Consider the following 20,239-nt stretch of genomic DNA (forward strand, 5'->3'; position numbering starts at 1 on the left):
CAGTCTGAACTCAGACGATGCCGCTCCAGCCGAGCACGGCACCGAGCGCTAACAGCCACAGCAAATGGGTGCGCGTGCGCCAGACCACCAGTGCGCATAAGGCTGCCAGCAAGCACAGCGGCAGATTGAAATGCGGTTGATTGTGTGAGTTAGCCATGATGAAGCCGGTCGAGAGCAAGAGACCGATCACAATCGGTGCCATGCCGAGTTTGAAGCTGCGCACGATTTTCAGCTCTCGGTTGGCATGGCCCCAACGAGCAGTTAAAAACGTCAGGGTGGCGCTGGGCAGCAGAATTCCGCTCATAGTGACCAGGGTGCCGAACAAACCGACCCACATGCTGCCGTTGTTGAGGCCGACATGCCAACCCATCAGGGCGACGAACAGTACGTTCGGGCCTGGGGCAGCTTGAGCAATGGCGACCGAGGCATTGAATTGCGCATCGCTGAGCCAGTGCTGTTGATCGACCAAATAGCGATGCATATCGGGCAAGGTCGAGACCGCCCCGCCGACCGAAAGTAAGGATAGCATCAGATAATGCAGCCACAGATCGACCCAGTCGGCCCAGTGCAAGTTCAGTTGCAGCAAATGTTGTGCGGTATCACTCATCGGTCCAGCTTTCGATACACTAAAAACCAGACCAAGGGGCCGAGCACCAATAACACATACACCAGCGGCAAGCGCAGCAAGGCGATGCAGACAAAACAAAAGGCGCTGATGCACAGTGCGAAACGCTGGCCCAAAGGATGTCGTTTCAGCGCCGGCAGCAATTTCAAGCCACTTGCAAAGATCAGGCCGGCCGTTACCGCACTCATGCCGCGCAAAGCGCCGGCCACGCCCGGATGGTCGGCCCAGTGGGCGTAGACCATCGCCAGCAGCAGGACCAAAATCAGCGGCACCGTCAGCAATCCGGCCAGCGCGGTGAGTGCGCCGGCCAAACCGAAATAGCGGTTGCCAACCATCATAGACAGATTGATCACGTTGGGGCCAGGCAAAATCTGTGCGACCGCCCAGTCTTCGACAAACTCTTCTGTCGTCAGCCATTGCTTTCGGTCAATTAGTTCGCGCTGCACGATCGCCAACACCCCGCCGAAGCCTTGTAAGGCCAGCAGGGTGAAAGAAAAAAACAAATCACTCAGAGAGTGCGGCCGCGGCCGTGAATCGACAGGAAGTTGGGACATGGGACTGTAGGCATCGACAAGATTGCGCATTGTAAATCAGTCTGCTCACCGCTGTACAGGTAGCATTAGTCACGTGCTTTATGATGCGCGCGTAGCCGGGCACGCCATTCACCCAGCACCGTCAAGGCGGCTTGGAATTCGCGTTCGATCAGATCAGCCTCGACATCGGTGATGACACCGTCGAGCAGCGATGTCGACACCGCTGCGGCGACGTTGCCGACCCGACTCATGACCCGGCACACCGTCTGCGACAGGTCATCTTCACTCACGGTGCCCGGTTCCGGCACCACAAACGCTGCCAAGCCGTGCCGCCCTAACAGGGCATGCAAGGGTAAATGAGCATCTTTGACACCGGCCGCTTGGCACAGCTCGATGATTTGCGAAAATTCTTCAAACGAGGGGTAATGCGATTCAATCCCCGGTGCCAGCTTATTCCGCAGTACATTGGCCGAAATACCGAGTTTTGTGGCCAAGGCTTCCAAACCGCCGGGATAGCTGCGCGCGACCTTATAGAGCGCATCATGCTGGTTCATATCGGAATACTGGCGCGTCATGCCGGTTGCCGCGGCAGATGAGGGCGTGCGCGCAGCGCCAAACCGCTGAGCCAACGGTCGGCTTCCTCGGCTTCGCTGACGACCTGAGAAAAATCGGTGACGGTACGGGCGGCGCGCTCGAGTAGCTGGATATCGGCTTCATGTTGGCGCGCGACATGCGGGTCTTCCAAAAACAAAATACGGCGGATTTTCCGTTCCAACACTAACTCGGCAATCTGGGCATCGCCACCCAGCGGACCGGAGCGAAACGCATGCACCCAATTGCGCCCGGCTTCTTGACCCTTAATTTTTTGCGCTAATTCATTGAGCAGCCCGCCGGTGGTACCGGTGGCATAGCGATGGGAAAATTGATCGAGCAGGGTGAAATGTTTTTCCGCTAAAAACAGTATTTTCTCTTTCATGGCATCATGGGCGATCAGTGCCAAACCTTCGTGGGCGAAATCAAAGCTCTGCGCCAGGCTGAGATCAGCCGGCGCACCAAGTGCGCAAGCTTCCAATTCCAGCCATTCACGCGCACCGGCCAAGGTGGCGAGAAACGGCTTTTTATGAATCACGCATTGCCGTTTCAGTGCTACCGCTTCCGGAAAAATCGATGAAGGGTCGACCGGATCGATGAGGTAGATCACGGCGTCGACGGCGCGTACCGGATCATCGTCGACTACCCGCGCGACCAGCTTCATCAAGCCGCCATCGCGCCCGTAGGGAAAGCGTTCGATCTGCATGTCAGAACTGATCAGCCCATGGTTGCTGAGGGCATCGAGGGTACGTCCGATCACCACGAATTCCGGCTGTAGCCAAGAAATGGCACCGGCGGCAGCGCGACAGAGCTGTACCAGGGCAGAATTTCCAGCCTCTTGATGACGCCGGTTGGCAATCAGGCCTATGCGTAATTTCTTGGGAGCAGCGAGAGTCACAGCAAAATCCTTTTCGGCGGAGATGAGAGTTACACTGTCATTGGCGCGGCGATGACGGCAGAAAGTGAGTGAGTACGTGAGTAAGTAAGCATCAGGCTAACATTTCGTTACCTTTTTACGCAATAAGGAAATATGTTTTTCTTTAATTTGAACGTACCATCAATTTACCTCACATGCCGTGAAAGAAAATGATGAAAAAATTGCGCCATCTGTTTTTAGCCCTCGGCATTCTGGCATCATGTGCCAGCGCCCTCGGTGATGATGACTTTGATGATGATGACAATGAGGTACAACGTTGGGCTTTACTCGGTGACCGGCAAGCGCAGAATACCTTGGCGCTGGCCTATCTCAACGGCGACTTCGGTTATCCAGATCTCGGCCAAGCGCAGTTATGGTTTGCCCGCGCTGCCGAGCAGGGACATCCGGGTGCGGCTACCAACCTCGGTTTGCTGTATTTGAGCGGAGAACTGGAAGCGAGCGATGATGCCTATGCGCTGAACTTGCTGACCGCAGCGGCACAACATGATTTTTCTCCGGCACAGTTGGTGCTCGGGACCTTGTACGAAGCCGGGCGCCATGTGCCACAAGACTACGCGCAAGCGCGTTCTTGGTACCAAGCCGCGGCCGCGCACGGTAACTCGGCGGCCCAATACCATCTCGGGATGTTGTACTGCGACGGTCATGGGGTGCCAAAAGACGATGTGCAAGCAGTGCAATGGTGGGCGCTGGCAGCCGAGCAGAATTCCGCTGCCGCCCAATTTCAGTTGGGCCGCCATTATCTTTACGGCAGTGGGGTGCGCAAAGATGTGTTTCAGGCTTACGGATTATTAATCCAAGCGAGCATGAATGTCGGTAGAAAATCGATCGACAGTCGCGATTTGGTCAGCGCCGATCTGACGGTAGAACAACTGACCGATATTCAAGAACTCAGTCGCAACTGGCCAGCCAAATCCTGATCGCAAGCTGCCGCTCAATGCAGCTCGTTCGGCTGCTGCACAGTGAGAAAGCGCGCGGTAAACTGTTCAGCCGGCAGGGCTGCAGCAAACAAATACCCTTGCATCTCGTCGCACTGCACGGCGCACAAGGAAGATTTCTGCTCCTCCGTTTCCACTCCTTCGGCGATCACCTGCAATTTCAGTGCATGTGCCAGATGCACGATGGCCGTGACGATGGCCATATCGTTTTCATCGGTGGCTAAATCATTGACAAAGGAGCGATCGATTTTGAGCTTGTGAATCGGAAAGCGCTTCAGATAGCTGAGACTCGAATAGCCTGTACCGAAGTCGTCGATAGCCAGTTTAACCCCGAGTGCGGCCAGTGCTTCCAACTTTTTCAGAGTTTCTTCGGCATCACGAATGAGCACTGATTCAGTCAATTCCAGTTCTATCGCCGCCGCCGTAACTTGATGTTCGATCAAGGCGCTGGCAACACTGTCGACGAAATTACTTTGTTGGAATTGCAGCGCTGAGACATTGAAGCCGACCCGCAGATGGTAGCCGGCGCGCTGCCATGCGGCGGCTTGGCGCAGAGCCGTCTGCATGACCCATTTACCGATAGGAACAATGAGCCCCGATTCTTCGGCGATGGGGATGAAGCGCGCCGGACTGATCTCGCCGAGTTCTTTATCATGCCAGCGCAACAGCGCCTCGACACCGAAAATTTTTCCGCTCGCCAGATCGACCTGGGCTTGGTAATGCAAGCGAAACAGTTGGTTTTCCAGCGCCCCACGCATCGCTTGATCGAGCTTCATGCGCGACAGCAGACCGACATTCATCTGCCGTTGATAAAAACGGAAGTCGGCCCGGCCGTGCTCCTTGGTATGGTACATCGCGCTGTCAGCGTTTTTAATCAGATCAGCCATATTGCTACCATCCTCAGGATACAAGGCCACGCCTATGCTGGCGGTGATGGTGAACTGCATGCCATCGAGGGTAATCGCTTGGCCCAAGGCTGCCAGCACACGTTTGGCACAGATTTCGGCACCCTCGGCATTGGCTTCATGCAGCAACAGCACAAATTCATCGCCACCGAGACGGGCGGCGGTATCGACCACACGTATGCAGCGTTTCAGCCGTTCGCTCACTTCCAGCAGCACGCGGTCACCGAAGGGATGGCCGAGCGAATCATTGATTTGCTTGAAATGATCGAGATCGAGAAACAACAAAGCAAAACACGCATTCTTACGGCTGGCAAGGGAGATCGCTTGTTGGATTCGTTCGCTCAGCAATAAGCGGTTCGGTAAGCCGGTCAGCACATCGGAAAAAGCCAGTTCTTTGATGCGTTGGCTGGCGGTGTGATTTTCCGTTCTATCCTTAAGAAAGCCGATGTAATGCAGCGTATTTCCTGCTTCATCGACGACCCGCACCAGCGTGACCATGCTCAGATAAGCTTGGCCATCTTGGCGGTGGTTCCATAGTTCGCCTTCCCAATGCCCGGCGCATTCCAATTGCTGCAGCATCTGTGTGATCAGATCGGCGTTGTTGGCATCGACAAAGAAAGTTCTCGGGGTTTTTCCTTGCACATCGCTTTCCGCATAACCGGAAATTTTTGCAAAACTGGGGTTGGTAGTAACGATGTGTTGATCGGCATCGGTGATGAAAATCGCATCGGTACTGGCCTCGAACACCTTGGCTGCCAACTGCAAGCGCGCCTCATCGGTGAGCCGACGGGTGATGTCACGATACGAAAAAACCCGGCCGATCGGGCGTCCGCGTGCCATATGCGGCATGCTCACCCGTTCGAGTATGGTTCCCGATTGCAGCACCAGCATATCGGTGGTTTCTACCAAGGGCGAACGCAAGATCATTTCCAGGCGCTCGGTGTAATGGACTTGGTCGATGAGGCAGCGATCCATCCAAGCATAGATGCCGGCATCATCGCGTTGCGTCATCAAATGATCGGGCAAGCCCCACAGTTCGGCGAACAAATGGTTATAGCTGCGTATGCTGCCGTCGAGTGTGGTCACGAGGATGCCGTCAGCGGTTGATTCCAGCGTCGCCCGTAATTCGGCGATCAGCATTTCCAGTTCGTTTTCTACCTTGTGTTGGCCGCTCTGATCGCGGATCGCCACCACGAACACCGGATGGTCGCTACCGATCTGCACCAGGCTGACGCGCCGTTCGACCTGTAAGATCACGTTATTGGCAGCGCGCAACACGGTTTCCGAATAAATATCGTGCGACAGCCCGGCCCGCACTTCTTCCCAAAAAAACACATCTTCCGGGGCCGCCGCCAAATCGACGATGGCGCTGCCGATCAGGCTCGCGCTATCTTGTTGCAGCAACTGATGCGCTGCGCGGTTGGCCGATACCACCCGCAGTTGTTCGGTATCGACCAACAGCACAGCTTCGAGCATACCCTCGATCAAGGCTTGTAATGGGTGTGAGTTCATACCCCGCCTTCGAGCAGCGTCAGGCTGCCGGCATCGACACCGCGTTCGAAAAAATAGCACAAGCGCTTGCGCGGCGATAAATAATCGTAAGCGGCTCGCGGTAATTGCAACGGTTTCAGGCTGCGTCGTATCCCCAACTGCGGTTCGCGTTCCAAATACATCAGCAAGGCATCCTCGCGCGGTACGGCCGGGTCATGCACGATTACCACCGGCTTGAGCGGTCGGGTGGCATTCACCGACATCACCATCGCATAGCGCTCATCTGTAAGTTGCACCAAGGAGCCAGGTGGGTAGACCCCCATCATGCGTATGAATGCCGTGAGCATGGGCAGATCAAAACGCGTCTTATGCTGGGCGAAAATCTGCGCCAAGGCTTCGTGCGGAGTGACCGCCAGCGCCGGATTGGTCGGATTGCACAAATTATCGTAGTGGTTAACCAAGGAAACAATCCGGCTCAGCGGCACCATCTTTTCGCCGCTGACACCGGCTGGATAACCGCTGGCATCGACATGTTCATGGTGTTGGGCGATCAGCAGCACCACATTCGGTGGCAGTTGCATCTTGCGCGCCAAATTCACACCTTGCACTACGTGGGTGCGGTAGAGTTGTTTTTCCGCTGAACTGAAGTGCTCATCGAACCAGCGTAAGCGGTCGGGCAAGTCAATTTTACCGATGTCATGCAGCATGGCACCTATGCCGAGATCAAACATTTCACTTTTTGACAAGCCTAAAGTCTTTCCCAGCAAGAGGGAAATCACCGTGACATTGATGGCGTGTAGAGAATTTTTTTCGCCGCCTTTTTCCGACAAGACGCGAATTGCTGCCTCATCCTCGTTGAGTAACTGTGCCAGAAATCCCTGTATCAGTTGCTCCGCGGCTTGCTTGGCGTGTTCCGGTTGAGCGTGGACTTGATCGCTGACTTGTCGAAAGCCCGAGGCGGCGTGGCTGAATTGCCGTTCGCACACTTGTAAGCTGGCCGCTTGCTCCGCCAGCAGCGTACGGCGCTGTTGTGCGGCCAATTGGACGGCGCTGGGCGGATTGGCGGCCTTCGGCACGACCGCTGGCAAGCTGACCATGGCTGGCTCTACTGTCACACTGCTTTTGGCCGGCGCATAACGCAGGCGCGTCAGGCCAAGACTGCGAATCGTGGCAATTTGCTCGGCGTTGCTGATTTTAAAGTTACTAGATGGAAACGGGTGCTCGAGCCAACTGATATCGAGATAGATAAACATTCCTATCTTCAATTCCGCCGGTTCGATGAACAGTGTGGAAATATCAGTCATGAGGTCGCCGTTAAGATGAAAAATAGCTAACTATTATGTTTAGCATTTTACAACTGAAAAAGCGAATTTTTTTCGCGCCAGCGACCCATTATTGTGCAAAAAACTAGAAAAAAAGACTCGCCCGACAACATGGTTACCAGGCAAGTTTCACCGCAGAAAATGCCTTACAAATTCGGTGCCAGCCAGCGCTCGACCTCCTCTTTACTCACGTCGCGGCGACGCGCCATATCGCTGACTTGATCGGCACCGATTTTACCGACGCTGAAATATTTCGACTGCGGGTGCGCAAAATAAAAACCCGATACGGCAGCACCAGGAATCATGGCCCACGACTCGGTAATCTGCATATCAATATCGGAACATTGCATTTGCGCAAACATAGCAGTTTTCACCGTATGCTCAGGACACGCCGGGTAGCCTGGGGCCGGGCGAATACCGCGGTAGGCTTCGGCAATCAATTCACTGTTGCCCAGTGTTTCTGCCGCGTCATACCCCCACAAATCCTGACGCACTCGTTGGTGCAAGTATTCGGCAAAGGCTTCCGCGAGGCGATCGGCCAGTGATTTGAGCATGATACTGCTGTAATCATCGTGCGCCGCTTCGAAACGCTGTTCATACTTTTCTATGCCCAGACCGGCCGTGACCGCGAACATGCCTATATAGTCGGCAATGCCGCTAGCTTTCGGCGCAATGAAGTCAGACAAGCACTGATTCGGCCGTGCCACGCCATCGATGATCGGTTTCTCGGTTTGCTGGCGCAGGCCGTAATAGGTCAGGGCAACTTGGCTGCGGCTGTCATCGGTATAAATCTCGATGTCATCCTCATTGACGGTATTGGCTGGCAGCAAGCTGATCACGCCATTTGCCGTCAGCCAGCGCCCGGCGATGATTTTTGCCAGCATCACCTGAGCTTCGGCAAATACCTTGCTGGCAGCCTCACCGACCACTTCATCAGTGAGAATGGCTGGATAAGGCCCGGCCAAATCCCAAGTTTGAAAGAACGGACCCCAGTCGATGTACTGGGCGATCACGCCGAGGTCGACATTTTTAAACAAACGGCGGCCGATGAATTTCGGTTTGACCGGTGTCGCATCGCCATCGAAGCGTAACTGCATTTTGTTGGCGCGCGCCTGTGCCAGGGTCAGCAGCGGCGTGGTTTTTTTATTCGCATGGGCGACGCGGATGCGTTCGTAATCGCTACCCAGATCAGCGATATATTGATCGCGGCTTTCCGGCGTGAGCAGTGACTGTGCCACCGATACCGAGCGCGAGGCATCGGCCACATACACCACCGGACCTTCGTAATTCGGTGCGATTTTCACCGCAGTATGCGCGCGGCTGGTAGTGGCACCGCCGATCAACAAAGGAATTTTCAGCATGCGGAAATGCGGATCGCGTTGCATTTCTTTGGCGACGTAAGCCATTTCTTCCAGCGACGGCGTGATCAGCCCCGACAAGCCGATGATGTCGGCATTTTCCGCCTTGGCGCGCGCCAGAATTTCCGAGCACGGCACCATCACACCCATATTCACGACTTCAAAATTATTACACTGCAACACCACCGTGACGATATTCTTACCGATATCATGCACATCACCCTTGACCGTGGCGATGACGATCTTACCCTTGGCCTTGGTATCACCACTGCGGCGTTTTTCTTCTTCGATGAACGGCACCAGATGGGCCACCGCCTGCTTCATCACACGCGCTGATTTCACCACCTGCGGCAGAAACATCTTGCCCTGTCCGAACAGATCACCGACGATATTCATGCCATCCATCAGCGGACCTTCGATCACCTGTATCGGCCGACCGCCCTGCCCCATGATTTCTTGGCGCGCTTCTTCGGTATCCTCGACAATCCACGTCGTGATGCCATGCACCATCGCATGCGCCAAACGTTTGCCGACTGGCTCGCCGCGCCATTCCAGCGTCGCTTCTTCTTTTTTTCCGCCGGCTTTCAAGGTGGCGGCAATTTCTATCATGCGCTCGGTGGCGTCGTCGCGGCGGTTCAGCACCACATCTTCGACCCGCTCGCGCAGTTCCGCGCTCAGTTCGCTGTAGACCCCGACCATACCGGCATTGACGATGCCCATGGTCATGCCGGCCTGAATCGCATGGTAGAGAAACACCGTATGGATTGCTTCGCGCGCCGGGTCATTGCCGCGGAACGAAAAGCTGACATTCGACACACCACCGCTGATTTTTGCGCCTGGCAGATTATGCCGAATCCAGCGCGTCGCCTCGATGAAATCGACGGCGTAATTATTATGTTCTTCGATACCAGTCGCCACCGCGAAAATATTCGGATCGAAAATAATATCCTGCGGATCAAAATCGAGGCTATCGATGAGCAAATGATAAGCGCGGGCACAAATCTCGATTTTGCGTTGATAGGTATCAGCCTGACCTTGTTCATCGAAGGCCATCACAATCACCGCGGCACCGTAGCGTTTGCATAAGCGCGCTTGACGCAAAAACTCAGCTTCGCCTTCCTTCATCGAAATCGAGTTGACGATGGCCTTACCCTGAACGCATTTGAGACCGGCTTCGATCACGCTCCACTTTGAGGAATCGATCATCAGCGGCACGCGTGCGATATCGGGTTCGGAAGCGATCAAATGCAGAAAGCGCGTCATCGCGGCGAGCGAATCGAGCATCGCCTCATCCATATTGATATCGATAACTTGGGCACCGTTTTCGACCTGCTGACGCGCCACCGCCAAAGCCTCATCATATTGTTCGTTGAGAATCAGCCGCGCGAACGCTTTCGAACCGGTGACATTGGTACGTTCACCGACATTGACGAACAAAGAACTTTGATCGACCGTAAACGGTTCCAGGCCCGACAAACGCAAGGCCGGCGCAACGCTCGGCAAAGTCCGTGGGCTTTGCGTTTGCAACAGATTGGCGATGGCTTCGATGTGCGCAGGTGTGGTACCGCAGCAGCCGCCGGCAATATTGATGAAACCGGCTTGGGCAAACTCGAGCAACAAGGCCGAGGTATCGGCCGGCAATTCATCGAAACCGGTATCGCTCATCGGATTGGGCAAACCGGCATTGGGATAAATACACACAAAGGTGTCGGCGATGCTCGAGAGTTCTTGTGCGTACGGCCGCATCAAGGCAGCACCGAGGGCGCAATTCAAACCGATAGTCAGCGGCTTGGCATGCCGTACAGAATTCCAAAATGCCGGCACCGTTTGGCCCGACAAAATACGTCCCGAGGCATCGGTGACGGTACCGGAAATCATGATCGGCAAAGTCTGGCCACTCTCTTCGAAAAACGCATCGATCGCAAACAAGGCGGCTTTACAGTTGAGCGTGTCGAACACGGTTTCCACCAATAATACATCGGCACCACCCTCGACCAGTGCGCGGGTTTGTTCCAGATAGGCCGCGACGAGTTGATCGAAGCTGACATTGCGTGCCGCCGGGTCGTTGACGTCCGGTGAAATCGATGCCGTTTTCGGCGTCGGTCCGAGTGCGCCGGCGACGAAGCGCGGTTTATCGGCACTGCTGTATTTGTCACAAGCCGCGCGCGCGATGCGCGCCGCTTGCAGATTCATTTCATAGGCCAACTGCGGCATATGATAATCATCCTGCGCCACCGTAGTGGCACCGAAGGTATTGGTTTCGATCAGATCGGCACCGGCGGCCAGGTATTGTTCGTGGATTTCTTGAATAATCTGCGGTTGTGTCAGCGTCAGCAGTTCATTATTCCCTTTGACGAATAATTCTTTGCCCGTCACGGCATAGTCTTTGAAACGCTCGCCGCGGTAGTCGGCTTCGCTCAAATGGTAGCGCTGTATCATGGTGCCCATCGCGCCATCGAGGATCAGTATGCGTTCTTGCAAAATCTTGCGCAAACGGGTTTCGGTGGCATTGGCAATTTTGATCATGATCTACACTCGCTTGAACAAGGATGGCCAGTCGCGCCGCACGACTAATAGCAATCCTAATAACAAAAAACCCGATCGGCTCATGCATACTGGCGGATCGGGCAACATCCTTTTAGCAGCATTTATAAGGCGCCCGCAATCTGAATCTCAAATCGGCGCAATCAGGCGTAAATTATACGTCAAATCAAGGGCTTGGGTCGTCGGCTGCGAGCTTTGGCCGTATTTCCCTTATACATTGTGGTTAGATCGATATGCGGCAAGCGCCTGGCCGCTGACGAAAAAAGAGCCTATCTCTATTGCCAGAGATAGGCCCAAAGGGAACTGAAACCAAGCGAATGATCAGTGTTTGCCGCCGCGAGTGGCAAACAGACTGGCCAAGATAGAGCCACCGAGTATGATGCCGATGACTAACAAAGAAATATTGGTCGGGATATGCATTTGTTCAACGATAAGCATCTTGATACCGACGAACATGAGTACGAAAGCCAAGCCGAATTTCAGCAAATGGAAGCGGTCTGCCATGTCGGCCAGCAGGAAATACAAAGCGCGCAAACCCATGATGGCAAAAATATTCGAAGTGAAGACGATGAAAGGGTCGGTCGTCACCGCAAAAATAGCCGGAATCGAATCGACTGCAAAGACCACATCCGAGACTTCAATGAGCAGTAACACCAACAACAGTGGCGTGAAAAAACGCTTGCCATTGATTTTGACGCTGAACTTTTCTTCATGAAACTCTTTGGTGAACGGTAGTAATTTTTTTGCCAGACGCAAAACCGGATTGGCTTCGAGATCAGGCTTGTGCTCGGCCGAGACCAGCATACGAAAGCCGGTGATGACGAGGAATATACCGAACAGATACAAGACCCAAGCAAATTGCGTGACCACCCAACTGCCAGCGAGAATCATGATGATGCGCATGACGATGGCACCGACCACGCCGTACAGCAAGACCTTACGCTGATATTGCACGGGGACAGAAAAATGGCCGAAGATCAGCAGAAACACGAATACATTGTCGATCGACAGCGATTTTTCAATCACATAACCGGTCAAAAATTCCATCGCTTTGATGCTGGCAAATTCACGGCCCACGGTTTCCGACAGATACAGCCATAAACCGAGGTCAAACAACAAGGCCAGACTGACCCAAACCAGCGACCAAGCAGCGGCTTCGCGGATACTGACCTTGTGGGCGCGCGAGCCGCCCAGTGCCAACACGTCGATGGCCAACATGCCGAGCACAAAGGCGATAAAAACAGCCCACATCCAGGGCTGTGCGATGGAATGCAACATGAATCAGTCTCTTTCTACGAAGCCAAGCAACTGCAGCAGGCTGGTGAACAGATTGAAAATTGTCACATACAGACTGACGGTCGCCATGATGTAATTGGTTTCGCCACCATTGATGATGTTGCTGGTTTCAAACAAAATCATACCTGACATCAGCAATACCATCACGGCCGAGATCGTCAGCGACAAGGCGGGGATTTGGAAGAAAATCGCGCCCAGACTGGCGACCAAGGCGACGATCATACCGATCATCAAAAAGCCGCCGATAAAGCTGAAATCACGTTTGCTGATCAGCACGTAGGCCGACAAACCGAAGAAAATCAAGCCAGTCATCGCCATCGCCGTCATCACGATACCTGTACCGCCCGGCATACCCAAATAACGCGTCAGGATAGGACCGAGCGAATAGCCCATGAAACCGGTCAAGGCGAAGACGGCACCGATGCCCCAAGCGCTGTTACGCAATTTGGTGGTGGCGAACAACAGACCGAAGTAGCCGACCAAGGTCAAGATCATGCCCGGACCCGGAATCGCGAAGGCGATCGTGGCAGCGGCCGTCATGGCGGAAAATAATAAAGTGATTGATAGCAACATGTAGGTATTGCGCAAAACCTTATGGCTGGCGCTGGCGCTACTGTCGGTAAAATCAACGGTTTGCACACCCTGTGCAGGGGAACGACTGGAAATTCGCATGCTTTTCTCCTGAAATATTGAAGACACGGAGTCTCTATATCCGCGCTTCACCCTCTCAACAGAAGGTAGGCACAGTGTAGGAGTAAGTGGTTTGAAATAAAAGTCGAATATAATTGAATAATACTTCGTAAAAACCGATGGGTCTCCACTATGTCCGGCTTGAACTATAAGCATTTGTACTATTTCTGGATGGTTGCCAAAGCAGGTAGCATCGCTCGTGCCAGTGAGCAATTGCACCTGACCCCGCAAACCATCAGCGGTCAACTCAGCTTATTTGAAGCCGTACAAGGCGAAGCCTTGTTTCGCAAACTGGGCCGCAATCTGGAATTGACCGAAGCGGGCCGTTTAGTCCTCAGTTATGCCGAAGATATTTTTGCACTGGGTCAAGAGCTGGAAGAAGTACTGCATCACCGTCCGACCGAGCGCACGGTACAACTGCGCGTCGGCGTCTCCGATGCCTTACCGAAAACCGTGGCCTACCAATTGCTGGAACCGGCCTTGAAGTTGCCACAAACCTTGAGAATCAACTGTCGTGAGGGTAAGTTGGAAAGCTTGCTGGCTGAATTAGGCATGCACAAACTCGATGTCGTGCTGTCTGACAGTGCCTTGCCAGCCCATGTTACCTTACGCGGTTACAGCCACTTGCTGGCCGAATCGGGCGTGAGTTTTTTTGCCACCGCAGCCGTGCGCGGTCACGGTGACTTGGCTTTTCCACAATGCTTGGACGCTGCGCCCTTTCTGTTGCCAGGAGAAGATGCCGCTATGCGTGCGCGCCTATTGCAATGGTTTGACGAACAGGGTTTGCACCCGCGCATAGCCGGTGAATTCGATGACAGTGCCCTTATGAGCGCTTTCGGCCAAGCCGGGGCCGGCATGTTTGCGGCCCCCAGCATGATCGCCGACATCATCATGCGCCAGTACGCGGTGGAATTGATCGGCCAAACTGAACAGATACGCGAACAGTTTTACGCCATTTCGGTACAGCGTAAGCTGACCCATCCGGCAGTATTGGCTATCAGCAAGGCGGCACAACAAAAAAGCCATGCTTGAGAGCTAATACTCTCAGGCATGGCTTGTTCTGATCCTGCAGCCGATTAACGGCGGCCCAACAAAGACTTGACGGTCCTATCCATAGGCACGGCGTAATCGTAGGTACTCAAGACGATGTTATCGCCGGGGCGGATCAGTTTCAAGTTTACAAACACCAGCTTTTCACTTTCCGCATAGGTGCCGACGATCACCGCTTGGGCGCTGTGATCTTGAGCAACTTCGCGGATTTCACGCGTCAGCAGTAATTCGCCGACATTTTGTTTCATGAACACTTTGTCACGAAACTTCATCTCTACCATTTGATAGCCGGCGTGAGAAAATTGCCCTGAGACTTGTTCCGCAACGATACGGCCGAAAGTCGAGGATTCTTCCAGCGCGTTGATATTGACCAAGGTTGCGACGATCAGCGGCCGGGTTTTGTCGATTTCACTGCCAGCCGCGCGAATCAAGGCCAGCGCCGCGCGTTGATTGGTCGGAATGAATTCGTTGGTTTCGGCTTCCTTCCAGCTCAGGGCGGTCGCACTGGTGGTCACCGTGCTGCCGGAGGAAAAACTACCGAGACTGCTACAGCCGGAAAATATCAGGGTGCAGGCCAACAGCGGAAGAATCTTTTTCATGATTATTTGCTCCCTACGATTTTGAATGTGAAGTCACGGTCTTTTTTATACAGCGATGAATCGGCGTCGCTGATGTAATACGCATCGGTGCGACGTGCTACATACTGCGCATTTTTTATCAATGAGGTGGTGACGATCAATTCGTAGCGTGGCGTGCGTCCGCTGGCATATTCCTGATTGACCCAATTGTGCCAGTCACTGGCACCGGCCACTGCCAAGCCACCAACAGCCAATGCGGCCGTTGTCGACAGTTCATGTAATGCAGCAATACCAACGCCGATGATGGTCAGGCTGGTGAATTGACGGTTCTGATCGCGGTCATTGCGGAATTCCAGCAACTGCGTATCGATATCGACCACTTGTACCGTGCTGTCTTGAGTGCGGCGGACCGTCACTCCTTGCTCGACTAAGGAAGTGATCAACTGTTCATAAAATACCTGCGTAAACTTACTGTGCGCTGCCGGTGGCGTAACATACACCGGGGCACCGATTTTATCGGTGCCGGCTTTGATTTGCGTAGCCACATCTTTGGCGATTAACAGCCAGTGTGCAGAGGCTTGCAGTTTGTTTTGCGTGGTGGTGGGAAAGTTTCCGGTAAGCGGTGTCTCGCTGTATTGAGTGGCGCATCCCGCCAGCATCATAGCTGCAACAGCCATAGGAATTAATTTCTTCATGCGCTTACTTTCGTATTTTCAGAGTGGATGACTGATACACAACACAGGCCGGGCTGGCCGATTCTATGGCGTAGAATACAACAAGTTTTTATCATCCAAAAAGAAATTACTTACAATCAACAGTTAAATCGGCAAGTTTTCCTAAAATCAATTATGGCATAACAAAAAACGACACCGAAGTGTCGTTTTTTTGTTTATAAGAACATTTAAATTTGATTCAACAGCATGCCCGGACTGAGTTGATAACCCTGCAAAAACTCTGCCGCCGGCAAGCGTTTGCCCCCAGGTTTTTGTAACTCTGTCAATTGCAATATGCCGCTGCCGCAAGCGATGCGTATGCCCTCTTGTGCCGACGCACTCAGCACTTGTCCCGCTAAAGCGCTGCCGGTCTCGCCTGGCAGTGCGACAGCAGCCCAAATTTTAATATTGTTGCCGGCACACTGAGCGTGGGTACCGGGGAAGGGAAAGAAGGCGCGAATTTTACGTGCCAGCACTTCGGCTGGCTGGTGGAAATCCAAAGCCGCCTCTTCTTTGCTGATTTTTGAAGCATAGCAAACGCCCTCAAGCGGCTGTGGCGTCGCCAGCAATGGTGCCTGTTTAAGTTGCTGTAACGCGCTGACGATCATGCGCGCACCGAGCGCCGCCAACTGATCGTGCAGCATACCGGTGGTGCTGTCGGCCGTAATCGGAATGGCTTGTTTGAGCAGCATGGCACCGGTATCGAGTCCCTCATCCATTTGCATGATCGTGATGCCGGTTTCGGTATCGCCGGCTTCAATGGCGCGGTGTATCGGTGCTGCGCCCCGCCAGCGCGGCAACAAGGAGCCATGAATATTGAGGCAACCGCGTGGTGCGATCGTCAGCACCGAGGCCGGTAAAATCAGGCCATACGCTGCCACCACCATGACCGCATGCTCAGTGGCGTGCAGCAACTCGTGGGCCGCTGCCGCTTCGTGCGGATACTTGCCGTCCAGCCGCAGCGAGCTGGGTTGGGCGACAGGAATTCCGTGTCGCACGGCAAATTGTTTCACCGCCGAGGCATGCAACTGCATGCCGCGGCCGGCCGGCCGGTCCGGTTGCGTGAGCACCAAGGGAATCTCAAACCCCGCCGCATGCACAGCCGCCAGTGCCGTTGCTGCAAATTCAGGCGTCCCGGCGAAAATGACTTTCATCGACGCCCCGGCGCTTTGCGTTGCTCTTCGCGTTCTTCTTTGAGCATCTTGGTTTTGATGCGCGTGCGTTTGAGTGGTGACAGGTATTCGACGAAAACTTTGCCGAGCAAGTGATCCATTTCGTGTTGAATACAGACCGCCAGCAAACCATCGGCTTGCAATTCAAACGGCTGACCATGGGCATCAAGTGCCTTCACGCGCACTTCCGACGGTCGTTCGACGCCGTCATACACGCCCGGCACCGACAGGCAACCTTCGTCATAGACGGAGAGCGTTGGACTGGCCCAGATGATTTCAGGGTTGATCATTACCAACAGCGCATCATTGCTTTCTGAAATATCGATGACGACCAGTTGCTCATGGACATCAACTTGTGACGCTGCCAAGCCTACGCCTGGGGCGTCGTACATGGTTTCTGCCATATCGGCGATGAGCTGTTGCAGCCGTTTATCAAAGACTGTTATCGGTTTAGCAATTTTATGCAGCCGAGGATCAGGGTAACGCAGGATATTTAATATAGACATAAGACATTTCACAACAAACCGAGTGGGCCATTGCGTGGTTTTTCTTGCTAGTTCAAGGATTTATGGGCAGAATTTGATTCAATTTGGCAATTTTTGCAAGCCTTAGCCTGCAGGTTTGCCCTATTTGCTGTCTCGCAGCATCTCGCATCGGAAAATATTCATGAAAAAGTTTAGCACAATCGCCGCCATCCTCGTTGCTGGTCTTCCTTTTGCTACGCAAATTTCCACCGCTGCGCCGGCTGATGCGAGTATTGCTCGGGCGCAAACAGTGGCGCGCGGCAGTCAATGTAGCTTTTTAGTCGATGCACCAGATAAGCATGTCGTCGTTGCCGGTGACACCTTGTGGGGTATTTCCTCCACCTTTCTCAACAATGCTTGGTGTTGGCCGCAAGTGTGGGGCATGAACAAAGCCGATATTCGTAACCCTCACTGGATTTACCCAGGCCAGATCGTCTACTTTGACCGCGTCAATCAGCGTTTGCGCTTGGCCAACGGTTCTGGCAGCGGCGAGCTCGGTGGCGCACCGGTCAGTGTCAAACTCACCCCGCACTCGCGCGTGCAAGGTTTGGGCGTCAATGCCATCACCTCGATTCCCGCCTCGGTGATTGAACCCTTCCTGTCGCAGCCGGTGGTGGTGGAAAGCGAGACCTTGGCGCGCACCCCACGCATCATCGCCGCGGTCGAAGGGCGCGTCAGCTTGGCTCAAGGCGAGAAAGCTTATGTACGCGGTGAATTGGATGGCGGCACTTCATTTCAAGTGTTTCGTCCCGGCGTGGCGCTGAAAGATCCCGACACTGACCAAGTGATCGGCTACGAAGCAGCGTTCGTCGGCACCGTCAAGCTCACGCGCACGGCCGAAGATGCTGAGGATGTCCAAAGCGATGTCCATACCTTTACCGTGGTCAGTTCCAAAGAAGAAATGTCGGCCGGCGACCGTTTGCTGCCCGTGCCGCCTTCCCCTATCATCAGCTATGTGCCGCACCCGCCGTCTGACAACTTGCGCGCGCGTGTGGTGAGTGTGTACGGCGGCGTGTCGGTGGCCGGGCAAAATCAAATCATCACCATCAACCGCGGCAGCGAACATGGCGTCGATCTGGGCACGGTATTGAGCTTGCATCGTCACGGTGAAACCATCAAGGATCACACCGATGATAATCGCCTCGTCAAATTACCCGATGAAGTTTATGGCAATGTCTTCATTTTCCGCGTGTTTGATCATATTTCTTATGGCTTGATCATGCAGGTGACGAATTTTGTTAAAGTAGGAGACGTCGCGGCATCGCCGCAGTAAGCCTATCGAGGAGCCGGGCGGTGTTGCCGGATTTTTTTTTCTGGTTGAAGCTGGAACAAACGCCGGGAGTCGGCGCGGCGACTGCGCGTCAATTACTTCAAACCTTCGGCTTGCCAGCGGCGCTGTTTGAGGCCCGCTTTGAATCGCTGGAGCAAGTGGTCGGTAGCAAGCTGGCCGCGGCGCTGCAGCAAGCACCATCGCCAGCTTTGCTGGCGCTGACCGCCAGCACCGAGCGTTGGTGCGATGCTCCCGGGCACAGCATCATGAGCCTGGCCGATGCCGATTACCCGCCGGCCTTACTGGCCATCCCCGACCCACCCTTACTACTGTATATTCAAGGCCAACGTGCCTTGCTCAGTTCTGCCGGCATTGGTGTCGTCGGCAGTCGCCATGCCAGTGTGCAAGGGCGGCGCGATGCTGAACAGTTCGCCACCGCCTTAAGCCATGCCGGCCTGACCATCACCTCCGGGCTGGCCAGCGGTATTGATGGCGCGGCCCATCAAGCAGCTTTGCGTGCCAGTGGTGCCACCATTGCCGTCGTCGGCAGCGGTGCTGATATCGTCTATCCGGCCAGCCATCGTCGTTTGGCCAGCGAGATTGCCGAGCGCGGTGCCATCGTCAGTCAATACAGCCTCGGCACGCCCCCACAGGCGGCCAATTTCCCACGCCGTAACCGGCTCATCTCCGGCTTGTCGCAAGCGATTTTGGTCATCGAAGCGGCGGCCCAGTCGGGTTCCTTGATCACGGCCAGAATGGCTCTTGAGCAAGGTCGCGATGTGTTCGCCGTGCCGGGCTCGATCCACTCGCCCTTGGCCAAGGGCTGCCATCAGTTGATTAAACAGGGGGCCAAGTTGGTCGAATCGGTGGCCGATATTTTGGAAGAATTACCGCCGCATTTCCATGCGCCGCCGGCGCGCCAACAAGCAGCGCTGCCCCTGCTCGACGCTGCCGGCGATCAACTGCTGGCCCTGCTCAGTCACCAGCCGATCAGCCTTGACGCCTTGGTCCAAGCCAGCGCGCTGAGTTTGGCCGAGCTGCATGCCCACTTGCTGGAACTGGAACTGGCCGGCATGATCGAATCCTTACCCGGCCTGCGCTTTCGTCGGCTCGCTTGAAGTGCATTTGTATTAATTGCTGACTATATTGCACCGCGGGACTTGTTGGAAACGAAGGGAGCGGATAAAGTAGGGCCATGTTTGATATCCTTGTTTACCTATACGAAACCTATTACCGTCCCGATGCCTGTCCGGATACGGCGGCCTTGGTTAAAAAATTGTCTGCCGTCGGTTTTCCCGAAGATGATATTTCAGAAGCGCTGACCTGGCTCACCGGCTTGGCCATGACGGGAGCACCATCGCAGCCGCCGGCTTTGCCATCGAGCGGCTTTCGGGTGTATGCGCAAATCGAAATGTCCGCCTTGGGTACGGCTGCCGTCGGCTTCATTCAATTTCTTGAATCTGCCGGCCTCTTGACTTCCCTTCAGCGTGAAATCGTGATCGAACGGGCCTTGGCCGTCAACGAGTCACCGTTGCCGCTCGATAAACTCCGCATCATCGTGTTAATGATGCTTTGGAGCCAAGGTAGCGAGCCCGATATGCTGATGTTTGATGAATTACTGTTGTCAGATGACGACAATGAACCACGTCTTTTGCATTAATCATTTCAATATTCCAAGACTTCTGACATAAATCGCGGGCTAACA

The 20,239-nt window shown here is 54.4% G+C and carries 19 protein-coding genes; 6 read left to right on the forward strand and 13 right to left on the reverse strand.

Annotated elements, in window-relative coordinates:
• Positions 1–10: 10 nt before the first annotated feature.
• The 4 genes from RHM61_RS06485 to RHM61_RS06500 form a co-directional block, all read right to left on the reverse strand.
• Positions 11–607 carry a chromate transporter gene (locus tag RHM61_RS06485; RefSeq protein WP_322250319.1) on the reverse strand — a complete coding sequence of 199 codons (597 nt, stop codon included), beginning with the start codon at positions 605–607 and terminating at the stop codon, positions 11–13.
• Positions 604–1,179: a chromate transporter gene (locus tag RHM61_RS06490; RefSeq protein ID WP_322250320.1), complete on the reverse strand. Its 576-nt coding sequence runs from the start codon at positions 1,177–1,179 to the stop codon at positions 604–606. The genes RHM61_RS06485 and RHM61_RS06490 overlap by 4 nt, the downstream gene beginning before the upstream one ends.
• Before the next feature lie 65 nt (positions 1,180–1,244).
• Positions 1,245–1,733 (reverse strand): phage regulatory CII family protein, encoded by a 489-nt coding sequence (locus RHM61_RS06495; RefSeq protein ID WP_322250321.1) that lies wholly within the window; start codon positions 1,731–1,733, stop codon positions 1,245–1,247.
• Positions 1,730–2,647, reverse strand: coding sequence for a methylglyoxal synthase (locus RHM61_RS06500; RefSeq protein ID WP_322250322.1), 918 nt, complete (start codon positions 2,645–2,647; stop codon positions 1,730–1,732). Before RHM61_RS06500 ends, RHM61_RS06495 begins: the two co-directional genes overlap by 4 nt.
• A 191-nt stretch (positions 2,648–2,838) precedes the next feature.
• Here RHM61_RS06500 and RHM61_RS06505 point away from each other — a divergent pair, with 191 nt between their 5' ends.
• Positions 2,839–3,603 carry a tetratricopeptide repeat protein gene (locus RHM61_RS06505; RefSeq protein WP_322250323.1) on the forward strand — a complete coding sequence of 255 codons (765 nt, stop codon included), beginning with the start codon at positions 2,839–2,841 and terminating at the stop codon, positions 3,601–3,603.
• Between the two features lie 14 nt (positions 3,604–3,617).
• Here RHM61_RS06505 and RHM61_RS06510 read toward each other — a convergent pair whose 3' ends face one another.
• From RHM61_RS06510 to metH, 3 genes are all read right to left on the reverse strand, one after another.
• A complete protein-coding gene (locus RHM61_RS06510; protein WP_322250324.1) occupies positions 3,618–6,038 on the reverse strand; it encodes an EAL and GGDEF domain-containing protein in 2,421 nt (806 codons plus the stop codon).
• On the reverse strand, positions 6,035–7,321 hold the full coding sequence (locus tag RHM61_RS06515) for an HD-GYP domain-containing protein (protein ID WP_322250325.1): 1,287 nt from the start codon (positions 7,319–7,321) through the stop codon (positions 6,035–6,037). Before RHM61_RS06515 ends, RHM61_RS06510 begins: the two co-directional genes overlap by 4 nt.
• Positions 7,322–7,485: 164 nt before the next feature.
• Positions 7,486–11,223 carry a methionine synthase gene (gene metH / locus RHM61_RS06520; RefSeq protein WP_322250326.1) on the reverse strand — a complete coding sequence of 1,246 codons (3,738 nt, stop codon included), beginning with the start codon at positions 11,221–11,223 and terminating at the stop codon, positions 7,486–7,488.
• On the opposite strand from metH, the gene RHM61_RS06525 reads away from it, so the two are divergent.
• Positions 11,222–11,548, forward strand: coding sequence for a hypothetical protein (locus RHM61_RS06525; protein WP_322250327.1), 327 nt, complete (start codon positions 11,222–11,224; stop codon positions 11,546–11,548). The genes metH and RHM61_RS06525 overlap by 2 nt on opposite strands.
• A 14-nt stretch (positions 11,549–11,562) precedes the next feature.
• Here RHM61_RS06525 and RHM61_RS06530 read toward each other — a convergent pair whose 3' ends face one another.
• Both RHM61_RS06530 and RHM61_RS06535 read right to left on the reverse strand, forming a co-directional pair.
• Positions 11,563–12,519, reverse strand: coding sequence for a TerC family protein (locus tag RHM61_RS06530; RefSeq protein WP_322250328.1), 957 nt, complete (start codon positions 12,517–12,519; stop codon positions 11,563–11,565).
• A 3-nt stretch (positions 12,520–12,522) separates the two neighbouring features.
• Positions 12,523–13,209 carry a Bax inhibitor-1/YccA family protein gene (locus RHM61_RS06535; RefSeq protein WP_322250329.1) on the reverse strand — a complete coding sequence of 229 codons (687 nt, stop codon included), beginning with the start codon at positions 13,207–13,209 and terminating at the stop codon, positions 12,523–12,525.
• A 150-nt stretch (positions 13,210–13,359) separates the two neighbouring features.
• On the opposite strand from RHM61_RS06535, the gene nhaR reads away from it, so the two are divergent.
• Positions 13,360–14,259: a transcriptional activator NhaR gene (gene nhaR / locus RHM61_RS06540; RefSeq protein ID WP_322250330.1), complete on the forward strand. Its 900-nt coding sequence runs from the start codon at positions 13,360–13,362 to the stop codon at positions 14,257–14,259.
• Positions 14,260–14,303: 44 nt separating this feature from the next.
• Here nhaR and RHM61_RS06545 read toward each other — a convergent pair whose 3' ends face one another.
• From RHM61_RS06545 to def, 4 genes are all read right to left on the reverse strand, one after another.
• Positions 14,304–14,876 carry a FlgO family outer membrane protein gene (locus RHM61_RS06545; protein WP_322250331.1) on the reverse strand — a complete coding sequence of 191 codons (573 nt, stop codon included), beginning with the start codon at positions 14,874–14,876 and terminating at the stop codon, positions 14,304–14,306.
• A gap of 2 nt (positions 14,877–14,878) precedes the next feature.
• A complete protein-coding gene (locus RHM61_RS06550) occupies positions 14,879–15,550 on the reverse strand; it encodes a hypothetical protein (protein ID WP_322250332.1) in 672 nt (223 codons plus the stop codon).
• A 206-nt stretch (positions 15,551–15,756) separates the two neighbouring features.
• Positions 15,757–16,722 carry a methionyl-tRNA formyltransferase gene (gene fmt / locus RHM61_RS06555; protein ID WP_322250333.1) on the reverse strand — a complete coding sequence of 322 codons (966 nt, stop codon included), beginning with the start codon at positions 16,720–16,722 and terminating at the stop codon, positions 15,757–15,759.
• Positions 16,719–17,246 carry a peptide deformylase gene (gene def / locus RHM61_RS06560; protein ID WP_322250334.1) on the reverse strand — a complete coding sequence of 176 codons (528 nt, stop codon included), beginning with the start codon at positions 17,244–17,246 and terminating at the stop codon, positions 16,719–16,721. The genes fmt and def overlap by 4 nt, the downstream gene beginning before the upstream one ends.
• A gap of 160 nt (positions 17,247–17,406) precedes the next feature.
• Between def and RHM61_RS06565 the strand changes: the two genes are divergently transcribed.
• From RHM61_RS06565 to RHM61_RS06575, 3 genes are all read left to right on the forward strand, one after another.
• Positions 17,407–18,537, forward strand: coding sequence for a LysM peptidoglycan-binding domain-containing protein (locus RHM61_RS06565; protein ID WP_322250335.1), 1,131 nt, complete (start codon positions 17,407–17,409; stop codon positions 18,535–18,537).
• A 20-nt stretch (positions 18,538–18,557) separates the two neighbouring features.
• A complete protein-coding gene (dprA, locus tag RHM61_RS06570) occupies positions 18,558–19,652 on the forward strand; it encodes a DNA-processing protein DprA (protein ID WP_322250336.1) in 1,095 nt (364 codons plus the stop codon).
• Between the two features lie 77 nt (positions 19,653–19,729).
• On the forward strand, positions 19,730–20,194 hold the full coding sequence (locus RHM61_RS06575) for a DUF494 domain-containing protein (RefSeq protein ID WP_322250337.1): 465 nt from the start codon (positions 19,730–19,732) through the stop codon (positions 20,192–20,194).
• The last annotated feature ends 45 nt before the right edge of the window (positions 20,195–20,239 follow it).

The sequence above is a fragment of the Undibacterium sp. CCC3.4 genome, from assembly GCF_034347425.1.
Taxonomy (GTDB): Bacteria; Pseudomonadota; Gammaproteobacteria; order Burkholderiales; family Burkholderiaceae_D; genus Undibacterium.

What these genes read in the sequence shown, in the direction of transcription:
- RHM61_RS06485 (WP_322250319.1), bottom strand. Translation starts at nt 607, where the DNA reads ATGAGTGATACCGCACAACATTTGCTGCAACTGAACTTGCACTGGGCC.
- RHM61_RS06490 (WP_322250320.1), bottom strand. Translation starts at nt 1,179, where the DNA reads ATGTCCCAACTTCCTGTCGATTCACGGCCGCGGCCGCACTCTCTGAGT.
- RHM61_RS06495 (WP_322250321.1), bottom strand. Translation starts at nt 1,733, where the DNA reads ATGACGCGCCAGTATTCCGATATGAACCAGCATGATGCGCTCTATAAG.
- RHM61_RS06505 (WP_322250323.1), top strand. Translation starts at nt 2,839, where the DNA reads ATGAAAAAATTGCGCCATCTGTTTTTAGCCCTCGGCATTCTGGCATCA.
- RHM61_RS06510 (WP_322250324.1), bottom strand. Translation starts at nt 6,038, where the DNA reads ATGAACTCACACCCATTACAAGCCTTGATCGAGGGTATGCTCGAAGCT.
- RHM61_RS06515 (WP_322250325.1), bottom strand. Translation starts at nt 7,321, where the DNA reads ATGACTGATATTTCCACACTGTTCATCGAACCGGCGGAATTGAAGATA.
- RHM61_RS06525 (WP_322250327.1), top strand. Translation starts at nt 11,222, where the DNA reads ATGATCTACACTCGCTTGAACAAGGATGGCCAGTCGCGCCGCACGACT.
- metH (WP_322250326.1), bottom strand. Translation starts at nt 11,223, where the DNA reads ATGATCAAAATTGCCAATGCCACCGAAACCCGTTTGCGCAAGATTTTG.
- RHM61_RS06530 (WP_322250328.1), bottom strand. Translation starts at nt 12,519, where the DNA reads ATGTTGCATTCCATCGCACAGCCCTGGATGTGGGCTGTTTTTATCGCC.
- RHM61_RS06535 (WP_322250329.1), bottom strand. Translation starts at nt 13,209, where the DNA reads ATGCGAATTTCCAGTCGTTCCCCTGCACAGGGTGTGCAAACCGTTGAT.
- nhaR (WP_322250330.1), top strand. Translation starts at nt 13,360, where the DNA reads ATGTCCGGCTTGAACTATAAGCATTTGTACTATTTCTGGATGGTTGCC.
- RHM61_RS06545 (WP_322250331.1), bottom strand. Translation starts at nt 14,876, where the DNA reads ATGAAAAAGATTCTTCCGCTGTTGGCCTGCACCCTGATATTTTCCGGC.
- RHM61_RS06550 (WP_322250332.1), bottom strand. Translation starts at nt 15,550, where the DNA reads ATGAAGAAATTAATTCCTATGGCTGTTGCAGCTATGATGCTGGCGGGA.
- fmt (WP_322250333.1), bottom strand. Translation starts at nt 16,722, where the DNA reads ATGAAAGTCATTTTCGCCGGGACGCCTGAATTTGCAGCAACGGCACTG.
- def (WP_322250334.1), bottom strand. Translation starts at nt 17,246, where the DNA reads ATGTCTATATTAAATATCCTGCGTTACCCTGATCCTCGGCTGCATAAA.
- RHM61_RS06565 (WP_322250335.1), top strand. Translation starts at nt 17,407, where the DNA reads ATGAAAAAGTTTAGCACAATCGCCGCCATCCTCGTTGCTGGTCTTCCT.
- RHM61_RS06575 (WP_322250337.1), top strand. Translation starts at nt 19,730, where the DNA reads ATGTTTGATATCCTTGTTTACCTATACGAAACCTATTACCGTCCCGAT.